The sequence below is a fragment of the Brevibacillus thermoruber 423 genome, from assembly GCF_000454065.1.
Lineage (GTDB): Bacteria > Bacillota > Bacilli > Brevibacillales > Brevibacillaceae > Brevibacillus > Brevibacillus thermoruber.
The window spans coordinates 135,338-150,246 of sequence record NZ_ATNE01000017.1 but is presented as its reverse complement, the minus strand read 5'-3'; the positions used below and the strand labels follow the sequence as shown (position 1 = coordinate 150,246).

Sequence of the window (14,909 nt, the reverse complement as noted above, 5' to 3'; positions counted from 1 at the left end):
GCTGACGAATACTAATCGGTCGAGGACTTATCCACTCCATAATCCACTGCCAACCATGCGTATCCAGTTTTCAGGGAATGAGGTACGGCCTTCTCAACAATGTCGTTGGGAAGGCTGTTTTGTTTTGCCCCCTCTTATTCGCAAAAGAGGGGGTTGTTTTTTTGCATTTGCTTCAGAATAACCGTAGGCAGGGTGTGCGCATGGCTGTCGAGAAAGCACTCCACGAGATATCGCTCCGAGTAGGCGGGAGACAGGGCCAACTCCCCCCACCACTCCGTTTCGTACCGGCAGAGCATGCTGAGCACGTACAGAATCAGGTAGTGGCTGGCCCAGATTGGCAGAGGAAGCGTTTCCGCCGTACCGTTCCAAAAGTACAGGGAGCCGTGATGAAAAGAAAACAGCGGGTGCCTCTCCCATTCCGAAAGAGCGGTCGAAGGGACAACAGCTTCCTTGCCGGTGCCGTCCACCCATTGAAACAGGAAAGCGTCGCAGCCGTCGGGAGCAAGCCGCCGTACATACTGCCGAAACGTCTCGGGAGAATACGCCAGCGGCCCGTCAGAACCGGCGGGGAACGTCACCCGGAACACGGTCCCCTGTTTGTCGTCGTGGCGCTGCGCGATGTCCAGACCAACGCGGACCCACGGCGATTTCCTTCCGGTAACGGCTGCATACGGACCGCCCAACTCCGCCAAGGACGCAAACAGCTCATCCAGCGAGTACCGATCCTGCAGGGGCGTAGGGCCGAATAGACGGGCCAGATGGGCGAACAACCCTTCCTTTTGCGGCCGCACTTCATCCTCCAACAGGTGGTAAGCACCGCGCTTCCGCTTGCGTGTGGTCACGCCGTGCTGCAGCACGCGGCTGTTTTGCGGATAGTCGGGGTCGCAGGTAATCAGCCATCCTTTCAGCAGATGCACATACCCGTAAAACAGCAGCAGCGGCCGAACCGAAAGCGAGGCGCCATGAGCCGTCTCGTAAAACTGCCGCGCCTGCTGCCAGGTGTAAAGAAAACGGGTGCTCTGGTGGAACGCCAATCGGTCGGGGTGCGGCAGCCCCCTGGTTTGGTAGCAGTGGGACAAATACCTGCGCGCGGCTGGCTCCGTTTCCAGCAAGCGCAGCGCGGACCAAGCATTCTGCATCGTCATCACCTTTGGTTAACTTTCGTATTATGGTAACGCTTTCCTGATGTTTTTTTTGATTTATCTGGATAATTGATGGTATACCCGAACGATACAAGCTTTCCTTGACAGTAAATTAAGCCGTTTGTTACACTGGCGATAAAATATTTTGGCGAAAGGAGCTTATTACTGTGCGGGAAGACAAATTCGTGAAAGAAGGTTTGACGTTTGACGACGTTCTCCTCATTCCGGCCAGATCGGAAGTGCTTCCCCGGGACGTCGACATCACGACGAAGCTGAGCGAAAACGTTACCTTGAACATTCCCCTGATCAGCGCCGGCATGGACACGGTGACAGAATCTAAGCTCGCTATTGCCATGGCTCGTCAAGGCGGTATCGGGATTATCCATAAAAACATGACCATTGAACAACAAGCCAGCGAAGTGGACCGCGTCAAGCGTTCGGAAAGCGGCGTCATCACCAATCCGTTCTCGTTGACTCCGGACCATACCGTCGCCGATGCGGACGAGCTCATGGGCAAATACCGCATTTCCGGCGTCCCCATCGTCGATGAGCAGAACCACCTCATCGGGATTCTTACCAACCGTGACCTCCGTTTTGTGCACGACTTCTCCACTCCCATTAAAGATGTCATGACCAGAGAAAATCTGGTGACGGCTCCTGTCGGAACGACGCTGCAGCAGGCGGAAGCCATCCTGCAAAAACACAAGATCGAGAAGCTGCCCCTGGTGGACGAAAACAACGTTCTCAAAGGGCTGATTACCATCAAGGACATCGAGAAGGCGATCCAGTACCCGAACGCGGCCAAGGACAAGCAGGGACGTCTGCTTTGCGGTGCGGCAGTCGGGGTGTCGGCCGACACGTTTGAACGGGCGGAAGCGCTGGTGAAGGCCGGCGTGGACGTGCTGGTAGTGGATACCGCACACGGCCACTCCGTCAACGTCATCAATACGGTGAAAAAGCTGAGACAAGCCTATCCGGACCTCACCATCGTGGCGGGAAACGTGGCTACCGGAGAGGCGACCCGCGACCTGATCGAAGCAGGCGCCTCCGTGGTAAAAGTAGGGATCGGTCCCGGCTCCATCTGTACCACCCGCGTCGTGGCCGGTATCGGCGTACCGCAGATTACCGCCATTTACGACTGTGCCCGCGTTGCCCGCGAGTACAATATTCCAATTATTGCCGACGGCGGCATCAAATACTCCGGTGACCTGACAAAAGCGATCGGAGCGGGCGCGTCGGCGATCATGATCGGCAGCCTGTTCGCCGGAACCGAGGAAAGCCCGGGCGAATTCGAGATTTACCAAGGCCGCCGGTTCAAGGTGTACCGCGGCATGGGGTCGATCGGCGCGATGAAAGCGGGCAGCAAGGACCGCTACTTCCAGGAAAACGAACAAAAACTGGTTCCGGAAGGCATCGAGGGCCGCGTTCCGTACAAAGGGCCGCTGGCTGACGTTGTCTATCAATTGATCGGCGGACTGCGTGCCGGCATGGGCTACTGCGGGGCCAAAACCATTCAGGACCTGATCGACAACGCCCAGTTCGTCCGCATCACCGGTGCCGGTCTGCGGGAAAGCCACCCGCACGACGTGCAGATTACCAAAGAAGCACCCAACTACTCCATTTCCTAGGACGATCGACGCAAAAACCCCTTTCACGATTGGAAAGGGGTTTTTTTCTAGTCTCCGACACGGACAAACAGGTCGAAACAAGCTTCAAGGAAGGCCTGCTTGTATGGTACACTTACATTTGTGTGCTCATGCCAATCGTGGCGAAGAACGACAGAAACGGGAGAGTGAGTAAAGCAAATGAAACAAAAAAGATGGACAAGGCGATTGATGGGGCTGTTCCTTTCTGTCGCTGTGTTTTTGACCGCGTGGGGCGGCATGGCCGTTGGCGCAGGAGCCGCACAGCCCAACCTGCAGTTGGCGGTTAAATCGGCCATTCTGGTGGAAGCGTCCACGGGCAAGGTGCTGTACAGCAGCAATCCGGACGTGCCGCTGCCGCCGGCCAGCATGAGCAAGATGATGACCGAGTACCTCGTGCTGGAAGCGATTAAACAAAAGAAAATCAAGTGGGACGAAAAGGTCCCGGTAAGCGAATACGCCTTTTACATCGCAAAAATGCCGGATTCCGCCGGCGTCTACCTGAACATGGGCGAGTCCCATACCGTCAAGGATCTGTACAAGGCCATGGCGATCGTGTCCGCCAACGACGCGACCGTGCTGCTTGCGGAAAAAGTGGGCGGCAGCGAAGCCAACTTCGTGGCGATGATGAATAAAAAGGCCAAGGAACTGGGGATGAAAAACACCTCGTTCGTGACGTCGACCGGTTTGCCCACCGACGATCTGGGACCGTACGCACCGCAAACCGAGCAAAAGGAAAACATGATGTCGGCACGCGACTCCGCGATCCTGGCCCGCGCGCTGATTCGCGATTTCCCGGAAGCATTGGAATACTCCAAAATTCCGGTGCTGGCGTTCCGTGAAGGTATGCCAAACGAGATCAAAAAGAAAAACTACAACTGGATGCTTCCCGGACTGCTCAACTACTATCCGGGGGTAGACGGCTTGAAGACCGGCTATACGCAGGCGGCGGGACACTGCTTCACCGGTACGGCAACGCGGGACGACATGCGCCTGATCAGCGTCGTCATGGGGGCAAACGGCGAGACGAAGCGCTTCGAAGAGACCAAAAAGCTGTTGGACTACGGCTTCAGCAACTTCAAGCTGACCAAACAGTTGGAGAAGGGAGCCGCGGTGAAAGGCTATGAAACCGCGCCGGTGAAAAACGGTGTGGACCTGACCGTACCGGCTGTAACGGGCGAAGAGGTAACCGTCCTGACCAAAATCGGCGAGGACACCAAGTTTACGCCGGTCGTGACCTTCCAGGATCTGAATGCGCCGCTGACGAAAGGACAGGTCATCGGGAAAGTGGCCTTTAAAGAAGAAGGGGCAAAGGACAGCGACTACCTGCAGCCGGAGGACGCGGCCAAGGCGGGCGTCAACCTCGTGGCCGGTCAAGATGTGGAGGAAGCGAGCTGGATTCGCCTGTTCTTCCGCAGCATCATCCAGTTTATTAGTAACATTTTCAGCAGCGTCACGGGCAAATAGGTGGTTGTGCCGAAAATCGCACTTCGTTTACAATGGTGAATATTAAGACAACGTTTGCAACAAACGTGCAGATCCTGAGTCCACTTGGGTAGGAGGCAAAAAGCATGGTACAAGTAGGAACGTCCCGCGTTAAAAAAGGTATGGCTGAAATGCAAAAAGGCGGCGTCATCATGGACGTCGTGAATGCCGAACAAGCAAGGATTGCGGAAGCGGCCGGTGCCGTGGCCGTTATGGCACTGGAACGCGTACCGTCTGATATTCGCGCGGCCGGCGGCGTGGCGCGCATGGCTGACCTGGGCATCGTGGAAGAAGTAATGAAAGCCGTATCCATCCCGGTCATGGCCAAGGCACGGATTGGCCACTTCGTTGAAGCGCGCGTGCTCGAGGCGATGGGCGTCGACTACATCGACGAGAGCGAAGTGCTCACTCCTGCCGACGACATGTTCCATATCAACAAAAAAGACTTTACGGTTCCGTTTGTCTGCGGCGCCCGCGATCTCGGCGAAGCACTTCGCCGCATCGGTGAAGGCGCATCCATGATCCGCACCAAAGGGGAGCCGGGTACCGGCAACATCGTGGAAGCGGTTCGCCACATGCGCACGATGCAGGCGCAGATCCGCAAAGTGCAAAGCATGTCCTACGACGAACTGATGGCGGAAGCGAAAAACCTGGGGGCTCCGTACGAACTTCTGGAATACGTTCATAAAAACGGCAAGCTGCCGGTCGTCAACTTCGCCGCCGGCGGTGTGGCTACGCCGTCCGACGCTGCGCTGATGATGCAGCTCGGGGCAGACGGCGTGTTCGTCGGTTCCGGTATCTTCAAATCGGAGAATCCGGAGAAATTTGCCCGCGCCATCGTTGAAGCGACGACGCACTACACCGACTACGATCTGATTGCCCGCGTCTCCAAAGGACTGGGTACGGCTATGCCGGGCATCGAAATCTCCAAACTGCGCGAAGCGGATCGCATGCAAGAGCGCGGCTGGTAAGGTGGACAACATGAAAATTGGCGTACTTGCCCTGCAGGGGGCTGTTGCTGAACACATCCGCATGCTGGAAGAGGTCGGAGCAACAGCGGTCCCGGTGAAAAAAGTGGAAGAGCTCGACGATCTGGACGGTCTGGTGATCCCCGGCGGGGAAAGCACCACGATCAGCAAGTTGATGCACAAATACGGCTTCATGGAAGCCATCCGCCAGTTTGGCGAAGCCAAAAAGCCGATTTTCGGCACATGCGCCGGCGCCATCCTGCTGGCCAACCGCATCAATGGCCAGGAAGACTGCCACCTCGGTCTGATGGACATGAAGGTGGAGCGCAACGCGTTTGGACGTCAAAAGGAGAGCTTTGAAGTCGATCTGCCCGTGGCGGGCATCGCTCCCGATTTTCCGGCTGTCTTCATTCGGGCGCCGTACATCATGGAACTGGGAGAAAACGGTCAGGTGCTGGCGAAGTACGAAGACAAAATCGTCGCCGCCCGCCAAGGCCATTACCTGGCGGCTGCCTTCCACCCGGAACTGACGGAGGATGCGCGCATCCACAAATTCTTCCTCGACATGGTGAAGGAGTACCGGGCCGATAAAGTTCAGGCCTGATCCCGCACCGCAGCAAAAACCGGTACCGTCCGTGGTGCCGGTTTTTTTTGTCAACCGCCTCCTTTACACAGGTATAGAACCTGTAGTACAGTTAACAATAGAAGTACGGATAAGGAATGCGATGATGAGGCTAGTACTTTGCATGAGCCAGGCCCAGAGAGTCGGTGGCGGGTGAAAACCGATCCGGCGTGCAAAGGAATCCACCTCGGAGTGGCAAAGGTTCAAACTTTGCCCGGAACCGTCCCGTTACGACGGATGAGAGTGGGCAAATGCGGATGGAAACGTACGACGCATTTGTCAACAAGGGTGGCAACGCGGGTATACGACACTCGTCCCTTACAGAGGGGACGGGTGTTTTTTACTGTCCTGCCCGCAGGTGCGTCTGATGCGGGAAGTGTGCCGCAGGAACGCGCGCTTTCCGATCGCCCTGCAAAAAGGGGTTCGACTGGACAAAAGAAGCTTTCCAGTGATCATAGGGATTAGGAGGGATTTCCATGCTTGACGTGAAAGTTTTGCGCAGCGATTTGGAAGAGGTAAAACGCCGGTTGGCACATCGCAACGAAGACATTTCCGCGCTGGACCGGTTTGCCGAAACGGATGAAAAGCGGCGCCAGGTGATTCAAGAAGCGGAATCGTTGAAAAATAAACGAAACACGGTCTCCGAACAGGTGGCGATCATGAAGCGCAACAAGGAAAACGCCGACCACCTGATCGCCGAAATGAAACAGGTAAACGAGCGCATCAAGGCGCTGGACGAAGAACTGCGCCAGTTGGACGAACAATTGGAGCAGATCTTGTTGAGCCTGCCCAATCTGCCGCACGAGAGCGTGCCGATCGGTACGTCGGAAGAAGACAACGTGGTGGCCTGGACCTGGGGCGAACCGCGCCGTTTTGCGTTTGAGCCGAAGCCGCACTGGGAGCTGGCTGCCGATCTGGGCATCCTCGACTTTGAAGCGGCGGCGAAAGTAACCGGCAGCCGGTTTGTCTTTTACAAGGGGCTGGGGGCGCGTCTGGAGCGGGCGCTGATGAACTTCATGCTGGATCTGCATATCGGCGAACACGGCTACGAAGAGATTTTGCCGCCGTACATCGTCAACCGCACCAGCATGACCGGCACCGGCCAGCTTCCCAAATTTGAGGAAGACGCCTTCAAGCTGGAGGGGCCGGATTACTTCCTGATCCCGACAGCCGAGGTGCCGGTGACCAACATGCACCGCGACGAGATTCTCGACGCAGCCGACCTGCCGCTCTATTACGCTGCGTACAGCGCTTGTTTCCGTTCCGAAGCGGGCTCGGCCGGCCGCGATACGCGCGGACTGATTCGCCAGCACCAGTTTAACAAGGTGGAGCTGGTGAAGTTCGTCAAACCGGAAGACTCCTACGACGAGCTGGAAAAACTGGTGAAAAACGCGGAAAAAGTGCTGCAGCTCCTCGGCCTGCCGTACCGCGTGATGAGCATGTGCACCGGCGATCTAGGGTTTACCGCCGCGAAAAAGTACGACCTGGAGGTATGGATCCCGAGCTACAACACCTATCGGGAAATCTCCTCGTGTTCCAACTTTGAGGACTTCCAGGCGCGCCGGGCCAACATCCGGTTCCGCCGCGACGCGAAGAGCAAGCCGGAGTTCGTCCATACGCTCAACGGCTCCGGTCTGGCAATCGGCCGCACCGTGGCCGCTCTGCTGGAAAACTACCAGCAGGAGGACGGCTCCATTGTCATTCCGGAAGTACTGCGTCCGTACCTGGGCGGCCTGGAAAAGATCGCGCCGAAGGAAAGCCGCTGACGGCGTGCGGCGCACAGACAACCAGCATAGGGAAAAACGGCTCTCTGTCCACGGGATGGAGAGCCGTTTTTGTTTGTGACATCAGCGGCGAAATTTTTTGAAAATGCTGTTGCTTTGTACGAATCTCTGTTATATAATAACAACAAAACAGTTGAGTATTGTATTAATACAGGAATGGAGGGAACGATAATGAACTGCTCTCGGTGTGAAGGAAACGGCGAACAAAATTGTCCGCAGTGCGGCGGGGCCGGTTATGACGAGCACGGGGTGGCGTGCCATCATTGTCACGGTGACGGCTGTGTAAGCTGCAGCCACTGCAGCGGCAGCGGGTATCTGGATTAAGGCCATTTTTTTGCTGGTGCTGTACTATAATAGTCTGCATCATTTGTCGTCTGTATCATAATAACGTTCCGGTTCAGGAGAGGAGGAACCTGCTTTGACTACGCTGCACACCAACCATTATCCTGCCGAAGTGACCATCACCGGCGAGCTGCCGCCGCAGTATGGGGAAATTCTCACCCCCGACGCGATTCGATTCTTGATCAAGCTGGAGCGGGCGTTTGGCGAGAGGCGGCGGGACCTGTTGAAACAGCGGAGCAAACGGCAGGAGGAGATTGACTGCGGGAAGCTGCCCGATTTTTTGCCCGAGACCGCCCACATTCGCAAGGCTGATTGGACAGTGGCTCCCCTGCCGCCCGACCTGCAGGACCGCCGGGTGGAAATTACCGGTCCGGCCGGCGACCGCAAGATGGTGATCAACGCGCTCAACTCGGGAGCCCGGATGTTTATGGCCGATTTTGAAGACGCCAACTCGCCGACATGGGCCAACACGATCCAGGGACAAATCAACATGCGGGATGCGGTGAGACGCACCATTTCCTACACCAGTCCGGAAGGCAAGCAGTACGCGCTGAAGGACAAAACGGCTGTGCTGATCGTCCGTCCGCGCGGCTGGCATCTGGAGGAGAAACACGTGCTGCTGGATGGGCAGCCGCTCTCCGGCAGTCTGTTTGACTTCGGGCTGTATTTCTTCCACAACGCCCATGTCTTGCGGGAAAACGGATCGGGCCCGTACTTTTACCTGCCCAAACTGGAGAACCACCTGGAAGCCCGGCTGTGGAACGACGTCTTCCTGTTCGCCCAGGACGAACTGGGGATTCCGCGCGGCACGATCAAGGCGACGGTGTTGATCGAAACGATCCTGGCCGCGTTTGAAATGGATGAGATCCTGTACGAGCTGCGGGAGCACAGCGCCGGACTCAACTGCGGCCGTTGGGACTACATTTTCAGCTACATCAAAAAACTGCGCAACCAGCCCGATGTCATCCTCCCCGACCGCGCTTTGGTGACGATGACGGTGCCGTTCATGCGGGCGTATACCACGCTTGCGGTCAAGACGTGCCACAAGCGGCAGGCGCCCTGCATCGGGGGAATGGCGGCGCAAATCCCGGTGAAAAACGATCCGGTCAAAAACGAAGAGGCGCTGGCCAAGGTGCGGGCCGACAAGGAGCGGGAAGCCTACGACGGCCATGACGGCACGTGGGTGGCCCACCCCGGATTGGTGCCGGTGGCGATGGAAGTGTTCGACCGCCTGATGCCGGAAGCCAACCAGATCTGGTACAAGCGGGAGGATGTGCAGGTCACGGCGGCCGATCTGCTGGCGGTGCCGGAAGGGCCGATTACGGAAGAGGGCGTGCGGACCAACATCAGCGTCGGCATCCAGTACATCGAAGCCTGGCTGCGCGGCCACGGCGCCGTGCCGATCAACAACCTGATGGAAGACGCGGCCACGGCGGAAATTTCCCGCGCCCAGGTCTGGCAGTGGATTCGCCACCGCCGGGGCGTGCTGCCGGACGGGCGGAAGATTACCGCCGGACTGGTCAAACAGTGGTTGAGCGAGGAACTGCAAACGTTGAAACAAGCCATTGGCCGGGAACGGTACGAGAGCGGCAAATACCAGTTGGCGGGCGAATTGTTTCTGCGGCTGGTGACGGCTGATGAATTCGAAGAGTTCTTGACCATCCCGGGCTATGGCTATCTTGAATAAAAAAAGGAGTGGAAGAGGATGAACAAGCAAGAGGCGATCAGACAGTTGGAGGAAAGCTGGAAGGCGGAGCGCTGGAAGGGAATTGTCCGCCCGTATACGGCAGAGGACGTCGTCCGGCTGCGCGGTTCGGTGCAGATTGAACATACTTTGGCGCGGATGGGGGCGGAGCGGCTGTGGCACCTGCTCAACACGGAACACCACATCAAGGCGCTGGGGGCCCTCACCGGCAACCAGGCGATCCAGCAGGTGAAAGCGGGCTTGAAAGCCATCTACCTGAGCGGCTGGCAGGTAGCGGCCGACGCCAACCTGGCCGGGCACATGTACCCCGATCAGAGCTTGTATCCGGCCAACAGTGTTCCCCAGGTGGTCAAGCGGATCAATCAGGCGCTCCAGCGCGCCGACCAGATCCAGCAGGCGGAAGGGACCGGCGACATCTACTGGTTTGCGCCGATCGTGGCTGACGCGGAAGCGGGCTTCGGCGGACCGCTCAACGTGTTTGAGCTGATGAAAGGCATGATCGAAGCGGGAGCCGCCGGCGTTCACTTCGAAGACCAGTTGGCTTCAGAGAAAAAATGCGGCCACATGGGCGGCAAAGTGCTGATTCCCACGCAGTCGGCCGTCCGCAACCTGGTCGCAGCCCGCTTTGCCGCCGATGTGATGGGCGTGCCGACCGTGATCGTCGCCCGCACGGATGCCAACGGCGCCTTTTTGATCACCAGCGACATCGACGACCGCGACAAGCCGTTCCTCACCGGCGAGCGCACACCCGAAGGATTCTTCCGCATGCGCGGCGGGCTGGACGCGGCCATCGCCCGCGGCCTCAGCTACGCGCCGTACGCTGATCTGATCTGGTGCGAAACCTCCGAGCCGAACATGGAGGAAGCACGCCGGTTCGCGGAAGCGATCCACGCGCAATTCCCGGGGAAATTGCTCGCGTACAACTGCTCCCCGTCGTTCAACTGGAAAAAGAAGCTGGATGAAGATTCCATCGCCCGCTTCCAGGATGAACTGGGCGAGATGGGCTACAAGTTTCAGTTCGTCACTCTGGCCGGCTTCCATACGCTCAACCACAGCATGTTTGAGCTGGCCCGGGGCTACCGCGAGCGCGGCATGGCCGCCTACTCCGAGCTGCAGCAGGCGGAGTTCGCGAGCGAGGCGTACGGCTATACCGCGACCCGCCACCAACGGGAGGTCGGCACCGGCTACTTCGACGAAGTGGCACAGGTGATCGCCGGCGGCACCTCTTCGACCACGGCCTTGAAAGGCTCCACCGAGGAAGAGCAGTTTACCCATAGCTGATGAAACGGAGGACCGGGGCATTGTCCCTGGTCCTCCCATTTGCAAAAAGTCGTCATCCTTCATATAATTAAGGTAGGTGCATTACGTCCTCGTAGCTCAGCAGGATAGAGCAGCAGTTTCCTAAACTGCGTGTCGGAGGTTCGAGTCCTCTCGGGGACGCCATAAAAACCGCGCGATGGCGCGGTTTTTTCTCTTTTTACGGATTGTGCTGCTGCAGAAATAGGAGGTTCCATGCAAAGGATTCGATACCCATTGTCGAAGGGACGGCGATTTGTGATACCATAAAAATGTATGCAGGGTACATTAATTTGCGTAAACAAAAAAGGGCCAAGAGCGTTGCCGCGCTCCGGCCCTGTACAATAGACGTTCCCCACAAGGGGGGCGGCTCAGTACAACGACGAAGTGACCGCCTGGGACTTCATCGGCATTCACGCACGCGTTAAAGGTCAAACGTAATTTTTACCGTTTTAGTGGGCTTGTCTTGTTGCTTCCACTTGGCAAGGGTCGTGAAAGAATGGTCTCTTGTATATCCTACATCAGCATAGAGATCGCCCGTCTTGGAGGAAAATGTGGTAATCCGAAAGCGTGACATTTCTTGTTCACGCTGCGTTGGATCCAATTGTTCCAAGAACTGATTGATAGGCGGTATTTGCCTGATTGGTAGTTTGACCTCTTTTTCGTTAAAGACAATGCTGATCTCTTCCCTTTTTTCTTCCTGTTTTTCCATTTGTGGGTGACTGTTGTGGAGATGGCTGCTTGAAGAGCACCCCCATAGAATGCAAACAGTCATCGCCAGAATGACACTAAGACTGATCATTTTTTTCATCATGAAAGTTCCTCCTTGGGTTGTAAAAACAGACGAGTTTTCTTCTTTCTTGTAATGAATCTGAAAGGAAAACGTATATGGCTATCTCACGGGATGATCCAGTTCCACTTTGGCCGAGACACACTGCAACCTTTATTAACCCCTTGATTGTAGCGTATGGCGCAGGTATTCCACTACAAAAAACTGGCAATATTTTATTAAGAATTCACACAATTTTAACATCGGGCTTATTCATTGCTCCCATTTATGAGATACAATGAAAATGACTACCGTGAGAAGAAAGGGGTATACTCATTGAACTTGGTATTGACCGAAAGACAATGTCGAGTATGTCAGGTTCGTCTAACGGAGTACGAAATTGAAAATAACAATGAGCTTTGCATGGATTGTTATAAAGAAAACCGTGAAGATACAGGAACGAAAACGGACCTGGGCAAAAAACCGTCTCTCTGATGGGAGACGGTTTTTTCGTGGCGTCCAATCCGTGTATGGGCGGTTTGGGTTGAGAAGAATGGCGGCTTCAGTCGGGGAAGAACGCGTCGGTTTTTTCCGTGTCAAAAGCGGCATCGCTTCAAACAAACGCGCCGCTTTTTCCATGACAGGGTAGGGACGAACAGGCAGCCCTTTCCCGGCAGGCCGCTTTACGGAACAGGTGTCGGGGGCTGCTGCGGGACCAACTGATCCAGGCTCTTGAATTCGTACCCCTGCTTGCGCGCCTCGTCGATGATTGCGCCCAGCGCTTCCGCGTTGTCGCGGGAGACGGCGTGCAGCAGGATGACGGCACCCGGGTGAAGCTGCGAGATGACGTTGTCGTACGCGTACCGCCAGCCTCTCTGCACCTTGGTGTCCCAGTCTTTGTAGGCAATCGACCAGAAGACGCTGGTATAGCCCAACTCCTTGCAGGCGGCAAGGGAGCGGTCGCTGAAAATTCCTCGGGGGGGACGCAAAAAGCGCATCTCTTTTTGACCAGCGATCCGGGCAACTTCCGTCTGTACTTTTTCCAACTCCTCCCTGATGCGGGCGTTGGGGATTGTCGTCATGTCGGGGTGGCTCCAGGAGTGGTTTCCGATGAGATGCCCTTCGTCCGCCATCCGTTTGACCAGTTCCGGCTGGTCCTTCACGTAATGTCCGGTCACAAAAAAAATGGCCGGCACCTTTTTGGCCTTGAGCGTGTCCAAAATTTGCCCCGTGTAGCCGTTTTCGTACCCGTTGTCAAAAGTAAGAAACAGTTCTTTTTTGGTCGTATCCCCCAAAAAGATGGCCCCGTGCTTCTCCACAACGGACTTGAATCCTTCCTGGTCGATGGAAGGAAGCTGGCCGTCCCTGCTCTTTTTAAAGCCAAAATGGTACGCCGTATCCGGATGGGCAGCCGCATGTGCCGTAACGATGGTAACGAGCAGCAAGACAGCGGAAAGAATGGTGAAGCGCTTCATGGTAACCCGCCCTCCTTTGTGACAATAGGCTTCCCGTTTTCTCCTAGCGATATTGTCCCAACAATGTTGGGAAGTTATGTACCGTACCGCGACAAGGCTCTTCGGGAAAGGAACAGCGCGGTACCACAAACAAAGCGGCCTTCCCCTGCTGCATGGACCGGGAAGGCCGGACGTCCTCAAGCCTCCTCCCAGGGAACGGGACGGGGGGCCGGAATGGGATACTGCTCGGAGCGATCGGGGGTTCCGGCTCGGGTCTTGTCAACGGAACCGACCGGAACCTTGTCTTCCACTTCAAAAATGGCCTTGGCCCTGTCCTTTTGATCGGGCATGGAGCACTCACCTCCTGACGTTTCCATTCACTAGCATGCCGATCCGCAGGGGGCGGCATACGGGCGGGGGAACGGCCGCGTTTTCCGGCCCCATTTGAAATGGGCTGCAGCCGTAGACGGCAAACGTCATGCCCGCCATTACGGGAATCGACTACACGGCCCATTCCGCCCGATTGTTACAGTCCAGGTTTTGATGCAAGTAAAAAAGAGCGGTATACTGAATGGAGAATGAGGTGATTTCCATGAAGCAGTCTTCTCTGTGCCCGAAGTTTGAAAAAGCCATGCATCTGCTCGGCAAGCGTTGGACAGGGCTGATCTTGCACCAGCTTCTTTCGGGACCGCAGCGTTTTTGTGCGATTGAAGAGGCGCTTCCGATCAGCGGCAGGCTTTTGTCGGAACGGCTGAAGGATTTGGAGAAGGAAGGACTTGTACATCGGGAGGTCTATACGGATTCCGCTCCGGTGAGGGTGGAATATTCGCTTACGGATAAAGGACGCGCCCTGGAACCGATCATCAAAGGCGTCGAGAAATGGGCACAAATGTGGATCGAACTGGATCAGGAAGCAGCCAACTGAACGGACCACAAACAAAGCGCCGGACATGTGTTCGGCGCTGATTTATTGGAAAGGACCGCGTCTTTTCGTGCGGGGACGCTTCCCGTAATGGGACATGTTTCGGACATGCTCCGGCGGCAGAGCGGATCTCAAGCGGGACGCGGGCCCCTGCCGTGGAGGCCGGCGACAAACTGGCGGTGCAGGCGTTCGCTGATGATGCGGCGGCGAATCTGGGCGAGCCGTTTTTCGGCGAGCTGCCGGGTCACTCCAAACTCCTGGGCCAGCAAGCAGGCCGGATGGGTCTGGCAGTCGGTGAGTCTCAACTTGGATACCATGAAAAACGGCAGGGCCGCGTAAAGTTGAAACTGCGAAGCCTGAGCCTCCTGCAGGTCGCGGAACGATTTTCTCATCTCAAGCTGTTTCCCGGTGTGACCGCGCAAAATGTGACCCAGCTCATGAAAAAACTGTTCCCGCTGGACCGGCCTGGGCAGGGCGGAATTGATCGTGATGCAGCGGTAGCGGCCGGCTTCGTACCGCATCGACGGGCAAGGGCGGTACACAAGATCAATGCCGAGGGCGTCGGCGACCGCTTCCTCACGCAGATCTCCCGCATGCCGCATTCCCAGTTCGGCATAAAAAGCGCCCACCCATTTTTCCAGATCCGTTTGTTTGTAATCGCGGAGCATGTTCATTCCCCCTTTTTGTTAAAGAACATATGTTCGGTTTTGCGACAAAAAGAAAATGCCGTGCACGGGACGGGACAGGTGTTCGGAATGGCACGTCCTGCCCCTGCCG

Annotated in this window: 13 protein-coding genes, 1 tRNA gene and 1 other annotated feature; of the genes, 9 read left to right on the top strand and 5 right to left on the bottom strand. The window is 56.5% G+C overall.

Annotated features, from left to right (window positions below; all coding sequences use genetic code 11):
• Positions 1–134: 134 nt before the first annotated feature.
• Entirely contained in the window at positions 135–1,139 is a 1,005-nt protein-coding gene (locus M516_RS0104680) for a YaaC family protein (RefSeq protein ID WP_029098100.1), read from the bottom strand.
• Between the two features lie 170 nt (positions 1,140–1,309).
• Between M516_RS0104680 and guaB the strand changes: the two genes are divergently transcribed.
• The 8 genes from guaB to M516_RS0104640 all read left to right on the top strand — a co-directional run bounded on the left by guaB (position 1,310) and on the right by M516_RS0104640 (position 11,134).
• Positions 1,310–2,770, top strand: a complete 1,461-nt coding sequence (gene guaB, locus M516_RS0104675) for an IMP dehydrogenase (protein WP_029098099.1) — start codon at positions 1,310–1,312, stop codon at positions 2,768–2,770.
• A gap of 177 nt (positions 2,771–2,947) precedes the next feature.
• Positions 2,948–4,252: a D-alanyl-D-alanine carboxypeptidase family protein gene (locus M516_RS0104670; protein ID WP_029098098.1), complete on the top strand. Its 1,305-nt coding sequence runs from the start codon at positions 2,948–2,950 to the stop codon at positions 4,250–4,252.
• 104 nt (positions 4,253–4,356) lie between these two features.
• Positions 4,357–5,241, top strand: a complete 885-nt coding sequence (gene pdxS, locus M516_RS0104665; protein ID WP_029098097.1) for a pyridoxal 5'-phosphate synthase lyase subunit PdxS — start codon at positions 4,357–4,359, stop codon at positions 5,239–5,241.
• Between the two features lie 10 nt (positions 5,242–5,251).
• Positions 5,252–5,842 carry a pyridoxal 5'-phosphate synthase glutaminase subunit PdxT gene (gene pdxT, locus M516_RS0104660; protein WP_029098096.1) on the top strand — a complete coding sequence of 197 codons (591 nt, stop codon included), beginning with the start codon at positions 5,252–5,254 and terminating at the stop codon, positions 5,840–5,842.
• Between the two features lie 112 nt (positions 5,843–5,954).
• Positions 5,955–6,182 (top strand) — a binding site (T-box leader).
• A gap of 154 nt (positions 6,183–6,336) precedes the next feature.
• Positions 6,337–7,626, top strand: coding sequence for a serine--tRNA ligase (serS, locus tag M516_RS0104655; protein ID WP_029098095.1), 1,290 nt, complete (start codon positions 6,337–6,339; stop codon positions 7,624–7,626).
• A 436-nt stretch (positions 7,627–8,062) separates the two neighbouring features.
• Positions 8,063–9,673: a malate synthase A gene (gene aceB, locus M516_RS0104650; RefSeq protein ID WP_029098094.1), complete on the top strand. Its 1,611-nt coding sequence runs from the start codon at positions 8,063–8,065 to the stop codon at positions 9,671–9,673.
• A gap of 18 nt (positions 9,674–9,691) precedes the next feature.
• Entirely contained in the window at positions 9,692–10,972 is a 1,281-nt protein-coding gene (gene aceA, locus M516_RS0104645; protein ID WP_029098093.1) for an isocitrate lyase, read from the top strand.
• 85 nt (positions 10,973–11,057) lie between these two features.
• A tRNA-Arg gene (locus M516_RS0104640) sits at positions 11,058–11,134 on the top strand.
• Between the two features lie 277 nt (positions 11,135–11,411).
• Here the strand turns inward: M516_RS0104640 and M516_RS0104635 are convergent.
• From M516_RS0104635 to M516_RS25420, 3 genes are all read right to left on the bottom strand, one after another.
• Entirely contained in the window at positions 11,412–11,801 is a 390-nt protein-coding gene (locus tag M516_RS0104635; protein WP_029098092.1) for an exosome complex component, read from the bottom strand.
• A gap of 638 nt (positions 11,802–12,439) precedes the next feature.
• A complete protein-coding gene (gene pdaA / locus M516_RS0104630) occupies positions 12,440–13,231 on the bottom strand; it encodes a delta-lactam-biosynthetic de-N-acetylase (protein ID WP_029098091.1) in 792 nt (263 codons plus the stop codon).
• A 176-nt stretch (positions 13,232–13,407) separates the two neighbouring features.
• Complete coding sequence (locus tag M516_RS25420; RefSeq protein WP_156110387.1) at positions 13,408–13,560, bottom strand: hypothetical protein; 153 nt, start codon at positions 13,558–13,560, stop codon at positions 13,408–13,410.
• A gap of 242 nt (positions 13,561–13,802) precedes the next feature.
• On the opposite strand from M516_RS25420, the gene M516_RS0104620 reads away from it, so the two are divergent.
• On the top strand, positions 13,803–14,135 hold the full coding sequence (locus M516_RS0104620) for a winged helix-turn-helix transcriptional regulator (RefSeq protein WP_029098090.1): 333 nt from the start codon (positions 13,803–13,805) through the stop codon (positions 14,133–14,135).
• Positions 14,136–14,263: 128 nt separating this feature from the next.
• Here the strand turns inward: M516_RS0104620 and M516_RS0104615 are convergent, their stop codons facing one another.
• Positions 14,264–14,800, bottom strand: coding sequence for an ImmA/IrrE family metallo-endopeptidase (locus M516_RS0104615; RefSeq protein ID WP_029098089.1), 537 nt, complete (start codon positions 14,798–14,800; stop codon positions 14,264–14,266).
• Positions 14,801–14,909 lie beyond the last annotated feature (109 nt).

Excerpts from the sequence above, each read along its gene's own strand:
- M516_RS0104680 (WP_029098100.1), bottom strand. The coding sequence starts at position 1,139 with ATGCAGAATGCTTGGTCCGCGCTGCGCTTGCTGGAAACGGAGCCAGCC.
- M516_RS0104670 (WP_029098098.1), top strand. The coding sequence starts at position 2,948 with ATGAAACAAAAAAGATGGACAAGGCGATTGATGGGGCTGTTCCTTTCT.
- pdxS (WP_029098097.1), top strand. The coding sequence starts at position 4,357 with ATGGTACAAGTAGGAACGTCCCGCGTTAAAAAAGGTATGGCTGAAATG.
- pdxT (WP_029098096.1), top strand. The coding sequence starts at position 5,252 with ATGAAAATTGGCGTACTTGCCCTGCAGGGGGCTGTTGCTGAACACATC.
- serS (WP_029098095.1), top strand. The coding sequence starts at position 6,337 with ATGCTTGACGTGAAAGTTTTGCGCAGCGATTTGGAAGAGGTAAAACGC.
- aceA (WP_029098093.1), top strand. The coding sequence starts at position 9,692 with ATGAACAAGCAAGAGGCGATCAGACAGTTGGAGGAAAGCTGGAAGGCG.
- M516_RS0104635 (WP_029098092.1), bottom strand. The coding sequence starts at position 11,801 with ATGATGAAAAAAATGATCAGTCTTAGTGTCATTCTGGCGATGACTGTT.
- pdaA (WP_029098091.1), bottom strand. The coding sequence starts at position 13,231 with ATGAAGCGCTTCACCATTCTTTCCGCTGTCTTGCTGCTCGTTACCATC.
- M516_RS25420 (WP_156110387.1), bottom strand. The coding sequence starts at position 13,560 with ATGCCCGATCAAAAGGACAGGGCCAAGGCCATTTTTGAAGTGGAAGAC.
- M516_RS0104620 (WP_029098090.1), top strand. The coding sequence starts at position 13,803 with ATGAAGCAGTCTTCTCTGTGCCCGAAGTTTGAAAAAGCCATGCATCTG.
- M516_RS0104615 (WP_029098089.1), bottom strand. The coding sequence starts at position 14,800 with ATGCTCCGCGATTACAAACAAACGGATCTGGAAAAATGGGTGGGCGCT.